The 12,532-nt window shown below is 42.9% G+C and carries 11 protein-coding genes, 2 pseudogenes and 1 riboswitch; of the genes and pseudogenes, 3 read left to right on the top strand and 10 right to left on the bottom strand.

Translation table 11 applies throughout. From position 1 onward, the window contains the following. Window positions 1–12 precede the first annotated feature (12 nt). The gene (locus EEL30_12335; protein QDX93019.1) at window positions 13–624 is read right to left on the bottom strand and encodes a succinate dehydrogenase; all 612 of its coding nucleotides are present in this window, start codon (window positions 622–624) and stop codon (window positions 13–15) included. A gap of 32 nt (window positions 625–656) precedes the next feature. On the opposite strand from EEL30_12335, the pseudogene EEL30_12330 reads away from it, so the two are divergent. Beyond that, window positions 657–895: pseudogene (locus tag EEL30_12330) on the top strand (hypothetical protein). Window positions 896–1,144: 249 nt separating this feature from the next. After that, entirely contained in the window at window positions 1,145–1,624 is a 480-nt protein-coding gene (locus tag EEL30_12325; protein QDX93018.1) for a DUF2507 domain-containing protein, read from the top strand. A 114-nt stretch (window positions 1,625–1,738) separates the two neighbouring features. Here EEL30_12325 and EEL30_12320 read toward each other — a convergent pair whose 3' ends face one another. From EEL30_12320 to EEL30_12310, 3 genes and pseudogenes are all read right to left on the bottom strand, one after another. Next, window positions 1,739–2,839 carry a homoserine O-acetyltransferase gene (locus EEL30_12320; GenBank protein ID QDX93017.1) on the bottom strand — a complete coding sequence of 367 codons (1,101 nt, stop codon included), beginning with the start codon at window positions 2,837–2,839 and terminating at the stop codon, window positions 1,739–1,741. A 107-nt stretch (window positions 2,840–2,946) separates the two neighbouring features. Next, window positions 2,947–3,057, bottom strand: a riboswitch (SAM riboswitch). 50 nt (window positions 3,058–3,107) lie between these two features. Next, a pseudogene (locus tag EEL30_12315) lies at window positions 3,108–3,479 on the bottom strand (GNAT family N-acetyltransferase). Between the two features lie 184 nt (window positions 3,480–3,663). Continuing rightward, a complete protein-coding gene (locus EEL30_12310) occupies window positions 3,664–4,881 on the bottom strand; it encodes an aspartate kinase (protein ID QDX93016.1) in 1,218 nt (405 codons plus the stop codon). 568 nt (window positions 4,882–5,449) lie between these two features. Here EEL30_12310 and EEL30_12305 point away from each other — a divergent pair. Further along, window positions 5,450–6,373 carry an SDR family oxidoreductase gene (locus tag EEL30_12305; protein ID QDX93015.1) on the top strand — a complete coding sequence of 308 codons (924 nt, stop codon included), beginning with the start codon at window positions 5,450–5,452 and terminating at the stop codon, window positions 6,371–6,373. Window positions 6,374–6,375: 2 nt separating this feature from the next. Here the strand turns inward: EEL30_12305 and uvrC are convergent, their stop codons facing one another. The 6 genes from uvrC to EEL30_12275 all read right to left on the bottom strand — a co-directional run bounded on the left by uvrC (window position 6,376) and on the right by EEL30_12275 (window position 12,321). After that, a complete protein-coding gene (gene uvrC / locus EEL30_12300) occupies window positions 6,376–8,202 on the bottom strand; it encodes an excinuclease ABC subunit UvrC (GenBank protein ID QDX93014.1) in 1,827 nt (608 codons plus the stop codon). Window positions 8,203–8,433: 231 nt separating this feature from the next. Beyond that, complete coding sequence (gene trxA, locus EEL30_12295) at window positions 8,434–8,748, bottom strand: thioredoxin (GenBank protein ID QDX93013.1); 315 nt, start codon at window positions 8,746–8,748, stop codon at window positions 8,434–8,436. A 262-nt stretch (window positions 8,749–9,010) separates the two neighbouring features. Further along, complete coding sequence (locus tag EEL30_12290; GenBank protein QDX93012.1) at window positions 9,011–9,973, bottom strand: electron transfer flavoprotein subunit alpha/FixB family protein; 963 nt, start codon at window positions 9,971–9,973, stop codon at window positions 9,011–9,013. 14 nt (window positions 9,974–9,987) lie between these two features. Next, window positions 9,988–10,755 (bottom strand): electron transfer flavoprotein subunit beta/FixA family protein, encoded by a 768-nt coding sequence (locus EEL30_12285; protein ID QDX93011.1) that lies wholly within the window; start codon window positions 10,753–10,755, stop codon window positions 9,988–9,990. A 12-nt stretch (window positions 10,756–10,767) separates the two neighbouring features. Continuing rightward, on the bottom strand, window positions 10,768–11,544 hold the full coding sequence (locus tag EEL30_12280) for an enoyl-CoA hydratase (protein ID QDX93010.1): 777 nt from the start codon (window positions 11,542–11,544) through the stop codon (window positions 10,768–10,770). 189 nt (window positions 11,545–11,733) lie between these two features. Continuing rightward, complete coding sequence (locus EEL30_12275) at window positions 11,734–12,321, bottom strand: TetR/AcrR family transcriptional regulator (GenBank protein ID QDX93009.1); 588 nt, start codon at window positions 12,319–12,321, stop codon at window positions 11,734–11,736. Between the last annotated feature and the right edge of the window lie 211 nt (window positions 12,322–12,532).

The following is a 12,532-nucleotide window of genomic DNA, read 5'->3' as shown; positions in this document are numbered from 1 at the left end:
TTCCCCCTTCTCTTACACGAATGCGAATACGGCACGCAAGCCTACGTAGGATAATGCTACGAACAGGATCATGGTGAAATAAGTTGCCATACGTTGTGAACGTGGCCCTACTGTAATGCCCCAATGCACTAAGAACGACCATACACCGTTGCAAAGGTGGAACACAGCGGATAAAACCCCTACAGCGTAAAACGCTATCATCACTGGGTTAGTAAAAATATCATGCATGAGGTCGTAGTTAACTTCGACGGTACCAAGCGCTTTGGCAATTCGTGTTTGCCACACGTGCCACGCTACGAAAATCAGCGTAAAAACACCTGTAATACGTTGCCAGAGATACATTTGATTACGGTAATACGAATAGCTGCCATTGTTAGGTTTTGCTTGAAATGCGAGATACAGACCATAAATGGCGTGAAACAACAGCGGGAGATAAATGAATGCAAATTCCATAAACAATAAGAACGGTGCCTTTTCGATTAGACCAACCGCTTCGTTAAATGCTTCCGGTCCCTTGGTTGCTTGAAAGTTCGCCGTTAAATGGAACAGTAAAAACAACCCGATCGGAAACAACCCGAGTAGAGTGTGAAGCTTGTGCAAAGCGAAGTTTTTCTTACTTGCCATGCCTGGGTCCCCCCTTCATTGATGTGTGGAAAATGTTATCTTACAATACCTATGCTTCAATCCTGTAGGATTTCAGCCAAGACACAAGTTCCGCTCCGCTTCCACTTTGGAAGAACATCCTCCATGCATGAAGAACCAATCTCTCAATATGGGAAAATAAAATATTTCCAGTTTGCGAAATGGTTTTAAAAGTCTGTCAATCCAGCGCATAAAAAGCCGCGGGCGCAATGAGTTGTGTCCAAATAAAGAAGAAAGAGTGGAAATTATGTGACCAAAACAATTGTACTCCTACCTCTTAGTAGCGTCAAGCAATTGAATAGACTTAATACATTCTTAGATTAATTGTAATTTATTTCATTAATATCTTTTATTGTTAAACATTCTTAGTATTGCCACTCATCTATCAGATATACACTCACTTACTCTTCTTTTACCTATCCTATCATTTTCAGAACTTTAGCATAAATGATCTTTTCCTTCATAGAATAGAAATCATGCACGAGAGGAGGACGAGCTACACATGAGACAAGCCACTGATGTCTTACAACAGCTTTTGCCCACGTTTTCACCTCATGACCATCAGCGCATGCAACAAATGAACATGCCCTTTGCGGGTCATCTCTTTTTTCGAAATGTAGTCACACAAGAATTATTGGGAGATTGTGAAGGCCCTATTCTTTATTGGATGGGTAAAGAGATAGGTGCAACCTATCAAATACATGAAGCAGAAGACCTGATATTAGCCTTTATCCAACTTGGCCTAGGAAAATTAGAAATAACCTCGTGTACAGCTAAACGGATTGAGTATCTCCTGACACATCCCCATCTTACCATGCAGACGACAAATCGACTAGAACGCACCCTACAGTTTGAGACAGGCTTTATTGCTGGATCTATTAGTCAGTGGTTAGAACGGGAGACAGATGCCACGCTCACTCTTCTGGAGAGGGACAAAAAAAAAGAGCCAACTGCACACATTCAGGTTGTTATCTCAGGGTAACAACCCGTTTTTTTACGTGCAGAGCCCTTATTTATCCTTACTATGCTGATTGCTCATCGTACCTATCTGCCTATTCCTATCTTCTGTCTACTACGTTTTTTATCAGATGGGCTGTTATCCAATCAATTGAGATGCTTGTTGCTCTTTTGCCCCTACAGGAAAATAAGGCCCTATCAGTTGAGCCATCTTATCCATTTCAACTAAAAAGCCATCATGCCCAAATACCGAGTCAATCGAGTAAAAATCCACATCTTTACCCTGTTGTTTCAACGTAGAGGACAGCCAAAGCTGATGGGGAATTGGATATAATAAATCGTTGGAAATCGCTATACAGACCACTTTTGCACCAATACGTGCCAGCGCACTTTCAATTCCATTCCGTCCTCTGCCGATATCGTGTGTATCCATAGCTTTTAGCAGATAGAGATAGCTGTTCGCATCAAACCGCTGTACAAGTTTATCACCTTGATAACGTAAGTAGCTCTCTACTTCAAATGTGGTATCCACTAAGTCAGCATGCACGGTTCCCTGATGAGCTCTTCCAAAACGCTCTTCAAATAATTCAGCTGTCCGATACGTAATCATGCCTACCATACGCGCCGTGGATAACCCGCGAATCGGGCCGGGTTCTGGATAATAATGACCATTGTTCCAATCAGGATCATTACGGATGGCTTGCCTTGCCACATCATTATAGGCGATTGCCATAGCAGATAAATGAGCACAAGTAGCTATCGGTATTACAAAATCCATCATCTCTGGGTATTCGACCGCCCACTCATAAACTTGCATTCCACCCATTGAACCACCAATGACCGCATAAAGATGAGGGATTCCCAACTGTTGGATAAACTTGTATTGAGCACGAACCATGTCCCGGATGGTTACAACAGGAAAATGAGTCGCATATGGCGCTCCGGTCTCCTTATTCATACTTGCCGGACCTGTTGTTCCGTAACATCCGCCTAGTACGTTAGAGCAAATCACATAATAGAAGTTGGTATCAATCGCTTTGCCTGGTCCAATCAATCCATCCCACCATCCTGGCTTCTCACCATCACCTACAGCTTGACTGTCTCCAGTTAATGCGTGACAAACCACAATCGCATTCGGTTGCTCAGAGTTGTAGGTGCCACTCGTCGTATATCCGATTTCCACTTGACGGAGCACCTCTCCACATTCCAACTCCAGATCATGAATCGTTGCTTTTTTCAATGCCATTCCTCCTATTTCCACTTGATGCTCCTCAACGCAAATCAAATGTAGCGCTAAAAAACCCCTCTTCCGGAGAAGAGGGGTTTTGATCGTATCGACTAGACCCACTCTTATCTGCCAGACTACTACATGCATGCCTGCTGGATTTAGCACCTCTCCGCTTATTGCGGGGTTGCCGGGTTTCTTCGGGCCAGTCCCTCCACCACTCTTGATAAGAGATTCCTATATAATTCTATTTATCATACTTCTTCGAATAATAATTGTCAATCTATTTAGACAAAAGCATTTCCTCTCTTTTTATCTGATACATCGTCCACATTCCAATGTCTTGAAAACCTAAACGCTTGTAGATAGCCCCAGCTTCTGGATTATCGTAAAACAAACAAAGATTGCGTCCTTCTGCCAATACATCCTTACACAACGCTATCATACAAGCACTAGCATAGCCGCGTTTACGATAGGCAGGATGAGTACAAACACCAACTATCATCGCAGCCATCGAGCATTCTGCTGTTGTGGAGGCACATGCTACCGTTTCTCTGTTAACCGCTACATAATAGGTTCTCCCGGTGCCACTTTCCAACGTATGACGCAACGCTTCTTCCGCATAAGCAGATATTCCAAATTCTTTAATTTGATCGGAAATTCTCCATCCAAAGTTTTTCTCTCCATTATCTGAAAATTGATACTACTAGTCAAGAGAGAAAGGGAGAAAATACGTAAAGCTTGGCGGAAATCACTCCACCAAGCTTCTTTTTAAATCCAACCCTATCCATATTGGGCATCTGTTACGCCCTAGTCTCTTTTTTTTACTGTATGCCAGATTAGGCGTGCATGACTGCATCATTGATTACATCCAGTCCAAACGCCGTGTGTAATGTAGTCACAGCAAGTGCCACTTGCTCTGCAGGAATGACGCAAGATACCTTTATATCGGAAGTAGATACCATTCTAATGAGAATATCCTGGCTAGACAAATGACTAAACATATCGGCAGCAACACCTGGATTTGTAATCATACCTGCTCCAACGATCGAGACTTTGGCTAAACCAGACTCATATTCCACATGTTCAAAGCCTAGCTCTCCCTTATTTGCTTCCAATGTCTCCAGCGTTCTATGTAAATCTTCTGCGGAGATGGTAAAGGAAACATTATTTGCTTTGTCATGATAAGTGCTTTGAATAATAATATCTACGTTAATAGATACCTCTGCCAGTGCTTTAAATAGTAAAGACAACATGCCTACTTTTACAGGCATCCCAATAACCGTGATAGATGCCACATCTTTATCATGAGCGATTCCGCTAATTACTTTGCCTAATTCCATGTTTGTATCCTCCTCAACCAATGTTCCTTCTTCATCAGTAAAACTGGAGCGAACCACCAGACGAACTCGATATTTTTTAGCACTTTCCACGGAACGCGGATGAAGTACGCCGGCTCCTAGCGTTGCCAATTCTAGCATTTCATCATAAGAGATAGAGGCTAATTTTTGCGCAAAAGGTACGATGCGTGGATCAGCTGTAAATACACCCGACACATCCGTATAGATTTCGCAACACGTAGCATGTAGACTAGCCGCGATTGTTACCGCTGTGGTATCAGAACCACCCCGTCCCAATGTAGTAATCTCTCCATTTTCGCTAGCGCCTTGAAAACCTGCTACGATCACGATTCTTCCTTGATGCAATTCTTGTTCAATCCGCTGGCTGTTGATCGTACTGATGCGTGCCTTACCATGTATTTCCTCGGTTAAAATGCCCGCCTGCCAGCCTGTCATGGACACCGCTTCGTAACCTCTGCTCTGTAGTGCCATACTGAGTAGCGAAATGGAAACCTGTTCACCTGTAGCCAGCAACATATCCATTTCACGAGCAGGTGGATTTTCATGTAATTCTTTTGCTAAATCCACCAACACATCTGTCGTCTTTCCCATAGCAGATACCACGACCACCATGGCATGCCCTGCATCTTTATAGCGGATAATTCTGTCCGCCACTTTTTGGATACGTTCCGCTGAACCTACGGACGTCCCCCATATTTTTGCACCACAATTTCCATTCTGAATCTCTCCTCTGGTATATTCTGCTAGTCTTGATCATATGCCTTCCTTACATGTCTCTATTTGAATCCTTTTTTATATAACAAAAAAGGCAACGACAAAGGAAATACCTAGTCGTTGCCCTAACTGGACATACACGGTCCCTCCTTCCCCTGTTTCACGGAAACTCCAAAGCAAATAACAAAAAGCTCTGGTAGCCCCGGTGAGATAGCTCTCCATTCGCATGCCGGGTATGACATACAAATGACAGTCTTACGCTTATTTAACGTAAGCCCAGCATGCACCGCTTGGGTATCGCGTGCACACTTCGGCAAATTCCCCTTTCCCAACTCCATCACAGATTCCCACATCTCCGGAAGGTACTCTTGGTTTTTGCGCCTCTACCTCACTTCTGTATGAGGGAAGTGAGGTTGTTGCTTATGAGATTATTCAGAATTATACCATGTGAATTTACCTGTTACAATGCTTTTTGTAATTTGATGTTAGATCTTGTTCACATGGTACAATGGGCGTAGTTTTCAGTAACCCTGTGAAAGGAAATCTCACTATGAAGTCTACTACCCCTATCCAAAATCCTAACACTAGATCAAACACCAATTATCAGATATCAAAATTCCAATCCTCGTCACCTGTTGTTCTCATCACTGGATGCTCCAGTGGCTTCGGGAAACAGATTAGCCTAGCTCTTGCAGAAGAAGGCTATCAAGTGGTGGCAACGATGCGTGATGTATCAAAAAAAGAGCCCCTTCTTCAAGAGGCTTCCGTCCGTAACAGTGTAGAGCGTTTGCACATTATCCCCCTCGATGTTACTAGGCAAGATAGTATCACGCAAGCCGTTGACCAAACGCTTCTCCTATTTGGCAAGATTGATGTACTTATTAACAATGCTGGCTATGCATCTGGCGGTTTTACCGAAGAAATTCCTCTAGAGGAATGGCGAAAACAATTTGAGACGAATTTTTTTGGAGCTGTCGCCACTACCCAAGCCGTACTTGGGCATATGCGTGAGCAGAGGAAGGGTCTCATTATCAATATGAGTAGCATTAGTGGACAGTTTGGCTTTCCTATGTTAGGCCCGTATGCAGCTTCCAAGCATGCATTGGAAGGCTTCAGTGAATCTCTACGTCTAGAAATGCTACCGTTTGGTATTCAAGTTGTCCTCCTGGAGCCGGGATCTTACCGAACCGGTATTTGGCAAAAAAGCGTAGATGCAACAACGCTCTCACCCGAATCGCCCTACCATACTCTCTTAGTTCATTTACAGCAGCAGGCTCAGCACAACTCCACTCACTCTGGTAATCCAGAGGAAGTAGTCCAAACGGTATTACGTATCATGAAGGCTCCTTATCCAGCGTTCCGTTATCCAGTTGGAAAAGGCGTCAAAGGCTTATTACTTAGCAAAAAAATGCTACCGTGGAAGGTCCTAGAACGCATTGTAAAAAAACAACTACTTAAGATGATGAAGAAATAAGTTTACCTCTCATCCTTCAAGCTTCTCAAATGTGTAATAATATCTCTTGCCAATTTGTCACCAATGCCAAGCTGACGGAAATCTTCCACCGTTGCTTCCCTCATCTTTTTCAATGAACCAAAATGTTGGAACAGCTTCTTGCGCCGCTTCTCTCCTATACCTGGAATCTCATCTAATTGCGATGAAAGCATTGTTTTAGAACGAGCCTGGCGATGGAAAGTGATTGCGAATCGATGCACCTCATCTTGGACACGCTGCAACAAATAAAACTCATGGCTATCCCGCTTAAGCTCCACAGGCATAGGCGGGTCACCATACAGTAGCATCGCCGTTTTATGCTTCTCGTCCTTAGCGAGTCCACAGACTGGAATAAACAATCCTAATTCGTTTTCCAGAACATCCATAGCAGCACTAATTTGTCCCTTACCTCCATCAATAACAATTAGATTAGGTAGTGGCTGGTTTTCCTTTAACAGACGAGAATATCTACGCAGAATAACCTCGCGCATGGAGCCGTAATCATCAGGCCCTTCCACCGTTTTTATTTTATATTTCCTGTATTCTTTCTTGTCTGGTTTCCCATCAGTAAAGACGATCATAGCCGACACCGGTTCCGTGCCCTGTATGTTAGAGTTATCAAACGCCTCGATGCGATGAGGTGTTCCTATTCCCATAATGTTGCCTAAATTATGGACGGCTTGCACCGTACGCGCATCATCCTTTGCTAATAAGGCAAACTTCTCTACCAAGGAAATACGGGCATTCTCCTTTGCCATTTCAATTAATTCATGCTTTTTACCACGTTTAGGCGTCAATACTTTTACCCCTAGCCATTCGGAAATCAACTCCGGCTCACTTTCTTCTGGAAGTAAGATTTCTTTCGGCAAAGCTTGTTGCTTGTCAAAATAATACTGAGCCACAAACGACATGAAATCTTCGGTTGCTTCTCCATAAAAGGGGAATGAACTAGTATCACGCTCGATCAGCTTACCCCCACGCATATAGAAGACCTGCACACACATCCAGCCCTTATCGGTATGAAAGCCAAAGATATCGCGGTCAACCGTGTCTGTGAGCGTAATTTTTTGTTTTTCCATGACTGCTTCAATATTAAGAATTTGGTCGCGGAATTCTTTTGCTCTCTCAAACTCCATATTTTCCGCTGCCACCATCATTTTTTCGGTCAATATTTCTTTAGTAGCTTTGTAACCTCCATCTAGGAATCTAGCGATCTCATCAACCATTCTTATATTCTCCGCTTTATCGACCTCGAACACACAGGGTGCCATACATTGATGCATATGGTAATACAAACATACCTGCTTCGGCATGTTTTTACATTTACGGAGCGGGTATAAACGGTCCAACAGCTTCTTCACTTCTTGCGCAGCTGTAGCATTGGGATACGGTCCAAAATACTTCGCTTTATCTTTTAAAATTCGACGCGTGATCTCCAAACGCGGATGCGCCTCATTGGTAATTTTTATATACGGGTACGTTTTGTCATCTTTTAATAAGATATTGTAACGTGGATCATACTTTTTTATCAGATTACACTCTAAAATAAGTGCCTCAATCGGACTAGAGACCACAATATATTCAAAATCAACAATCTCATTGACAAGTAACTGAGTTTTTCCATCATGACTGCCGGTAAAGTAGGAGCGAACGCGATTTTTTAATACCTTAGCTTTTCCCACATAGATAATGTCACCATTCGCATTTTTCATCAAATAACAACCTGGCTTATCCGGCAATATCGCAAGTTTATCTTTAATCTGGCTCACCTCGCGTTCTCCCCTCCTAGTTATGTAGTAAGAATTCTGCATCCGAATGTCTTTTTTCCTATCCTTTATCCTAGCACACTTGTTCTCTTTTTCCTACTTATTAACATGTCAGAAGACACGCTTTGCCCGAAGCCGATTCATCTCATGATTAAAATGACGAGTGTACTCGGCTAATTCATAAAACAAAAGAAAACCCGTACTCCTTTTTAGGAGCCGGGTCTCTTGAACGCATGATGCAGGTTTTGCCCCATACGCATTTGTTCTTGCAATGACTTATAGATGTTTGTTGATTGTTTCCATCAAAGCATCTTTTGGTTTAAAACCAACCATTTTGTCCACTGGTTGACCATCTTTGAACAAAATCAAAGTTGGAATGGACATAACGCCAAATTTACCAGCAGATTCTGGATTATCGTCAACATTCACTTTCACGATTTTCAGCTTTTCGCCTACTTCTTTATCCATATCTTCAAGCACAGGAGCGATCATTTTGCAAGGTCCGCACCATGGAGCCCAGAAGTCTACCAATACTGTACCTTGTTCGATATCTTGTGTGAAAGATTGATCGGTTGCGTTTGTAATAGCCATAGGATTAAATCCTCCTTTACTCTTGGAAAAATAACTTAAAGTCTTCTGAAAGTATATCATCTACAACCAAAATTGACCATGACTCAAAATACTTTCGCTATACTTTGAAAAAACATCCCTATTCTTATCTTATCCTGCTACAAAATGGTTGAATCCATTCGTTACAAGTTCTTTTCTAAATCTAAATCAAATTAACGGTAAAAACAAAAAAACTACGATCCTATAAGAGCAACCGTAGTCTATTTACATGCTTTCAATAATCTTAGCCTACTACTACTTTCTTGAATTCTTCTGTTAACAATGGCACCACTTCGAACAAGTCACCCACGATTCCATAGTCAGCTACTTGGAAAATAGGTGCTTCTGGGTCTTTGTTGATAGCCACAATTACTTTGGAGTTGGACATCCCTGCCAAGTGTTGGATAGCTCCTGAAATTCCGCATGCAATATATAGATCAGGCGTTACCACTTTACCTGTTTGACCGATTTGCAGAGCATAGTCGCAATAATCTGCGTCGCATGCTCCACGGGAAGCACCAACTGCTGCTCCTAGAACCTCAGCTAGCTCTTCTAGTGGTTGAAAGCCTTCTTTACTCTTCACGCCACGACCACCGGAAATAATTACTTTTGCTTCAGACAAGTCTACTTTGCCAGACGTTTTGCGAACGACTTCTTTGATAATGGTGCGTAGATCTTTCAGTTCTGCGTCTACCAAGGACACTGTAGCAGATTGACCTGGCTTGGCTTCTCCCAAGGCAATATTATTTGGACGTATAGTTACGAAAATTTTGTCATTGGAGAATATGCGCTTTTGGAATGCTTTCCCCGCATAAATTGGTCGAGTAAAGACAGGACCTGCTTCTACACTAGTGACATCAGAGATAAGACCTAATCCTAAACGAGCGGCAACACGCGGAGCGATATCACGTCCAATCGCCGTATGCCCTGCCACGATGGCATCTGGATTCACCTCTTGAATTACTTTAACAAAAGCTTGTGCATAGGCATCTGGAGCATATTGGTCTAATGTCTCATTTTTAACCGCATAAAGGGTAGTCGCTCCGTGTTCACCCAGTGCATTGGCATATGAATCTGCATCGCTACCTAACGCAGCAGCTACTACTTCGCCACCCTCTGCAATGATCTGGGCGGCAGCCAATGCCTCCAAGGAAACGTTACGCAATTGATGATCACGTGCTTCAGTTAGTACGAGTACTTTTTTCATTTGGAAGTCCTCCCTTAGATCACTTTTGCTTCGTTGCGCAGTAGTTGCACTAATTCAGCCACTTGGCTTGGAACATCACCTGATAAGATACGGCCTGCTTCTTTCTTTTGTGGTACATATTGATACACGACCTCTGTTTTGCTTGCTACATCTTCTGCTGTAAGTCCCAAATCATCTGCGGACAGACGATCTAATGGTTTCTTTTTCGCCTTCATGATACCTGGTAGAGAAGGATAGCGAGGTTCGTTCAAGCCTTGTTGCGCCGTAATAAGCACAGGCAATGAAGTTTCTACAACCTCCGTATCTCCTTCCACATCGCGGTCGACACGGACCGTGGTACCATCAATTTCAATTTTCACTGCTGTTGAAACATGATTGATCGAGAGCTCTTCCGCTAAACGTGGGCCACCTTGACCTGCACCGGAATCCACAGCCATTTGTCCACCCAAAATCAGATCAAAGCCTTCTTTTTTGGCAACAGCCGCAAGTACTTTTGCTGTTGTGTATTCATCACCAAACAAGGATTCATCATCTACCAGCACTGCCCGATCGGCCCCCATAGCTAGAGCGGTACGCAATTCTTTTTCCGCTCCATCCTTACCTATGGTCATCACAACTACCTCGCCACCAAGATCATCACGTAGCTTGATTGCTTCTTCGATGGCATATTCATCATAAGGATTAATGATTGTTTCCACGCCGTCATCGCTAATGAGACCATCCTGAATAATGATTTTTTCTTCCGTGTCAAAGGTCTGCTTCATCGCAACTAAGATTTTCATGGTTGAAACCTCCTATCGATTGGAAAATTGCGGTTTACGTTTTTCAAGAAAAGCATGTACGCCTTCTTTCATATCTTCTGTAGCAAATACCTGTCCAAATAACTCCGCTTCACGCTTTGTGCCAGCTGTTAAACCCTGCTCGACTCCATAGTGAATAGCTTCCAGTGCGTATTTGACAGAAATCGCACCCTTTTCTGAAATTTTATGAGCTAGCTTCTTACTTTCCTCCAACAACTGCTCGGCTGGATACACAGCTTCTGCTAGACCGATCGCATGCGCTTCTTCGCCATCGATCATATCGGAAGTTAAGATTAGTTGTGTAGCCTTTCCTCGGCCAATCAGGCGTGGCAAACGTTGCGTTCCACCATATCCAGGGATCAGACCAAGATTAAGCTCCGGCAATCCTAATTTCGCTTCCTTTGCTACATAACGAATGTGACACGCCATAGCAAGCTCCAATCCCCCGCCTAGGCAAGCTCCATTTATTGCGGCAATGATAGGTTTGGAGAAAGTCTCCATTCGCAGAAACAATTGTTGTCCCCGCTTTGCTATCTGCTGTGCATTCTGTCCAGTCAGCTCTGTAAATTCTTTAATGTCTGCACCTGCGATAAAAAAGCGCCCTTCGCCTGTAATGACAATGGTCTTTACCTGATCATCTTGCTCCAAATCGTCCAAAGCTTGTGCCAAACTGGTGAGTGTAACCTGATTTAACGCATTCGCTGGCGGATAATTAATCGTCAATACAGCAATAGTTTCTTCTGTTACAAGCGTAAGATTTGGATACGACATGCTTTGTCCCCCTTTTACACCGAACGAGTGAATGAGCGCCCGATCAGTTTTTGTGCAAAATAGAACCTAGGCAACATTGTATCAGAGGAAATCTCTATGCAAAAGTATTTTTATAGGTTTTCCTGATTTGAGATAGCTTAGGTTACATCAAATCATTTGTATCCGAGATTTCCTAGGTTTGAATGGGGTCTAGTATTTGCAGAGTCCCTTTAGGAAGAGATTGTGAATGGGATCCACAAGAGAGACGAGATCGTACTTACATTCTTTCATAATCCAAGAAGTAACCGTCTGATCCAACGTACCAAAAATCATCGTGCGGGCCATCCGTACATCAATATCTGCACGGAAGATACCGCTCTCCATTCCTTCCTGAATGACTCCGTCAATCAGGTTAAAGTATGCTTTTAACACTTCTCCAATACCTTGACTTACCTCAGGATTGATCTGACGCAACTCAATTTGTGTCACAATCGCTAGGTTATGATCCTGCGCCAGTTGGCTTAGATGACTCTGAATAAGGATACGTACTTTCTCAGAAACATCGTTAGCCTGAGAAGTCAATTTACGGCAATTCTCTACAAATTGACCCATCTTCTCGTTAAACAGCGAGATGAGGACATCATCCTTGTTTTCAAAATAGAGATAAATGGTGCCGTCCGCTACCTTAGCTTCTTTAGCGATTCGAGATACCTGCGCGTTATGGTAACCGTGCTTGGCAATCACCGTGACGGCTGCATTTATAATGGCTTGATACTTTTCCCCCGTTTTTTTGGCCATGTTACCCTCCATTTTACTTACTTAGATGTCTTTGTTAGATTTGCTAAAAATGAATGAATATTCATTCAAACACAGTTTATAATACCCATCCCTTGCTGTCAAGCACTAGACAAATAAAAAACGGCTTACCCCACGCAGGGTAAACCGTTGAAGTTATTGTACCTCTGTTTGAATAGGCAAGCAATCCATCTTGAATGATAAAATGCTAAAT

The sequence above is a fragment of the Brevibacillus laterosporus genome, from assembly GCA_007833815.1.
GTDB lineage: Bacteria > Bacillota > Bacilli > Brevibacillales > Brevibacillaceae > Brevibacillus_B > Brevibacillus_B laterosporus_D.
Note: the sequence above shows the minus strand (reverse complement) of the source record. Positions and strands in the feature narration are given on the sequence as shown.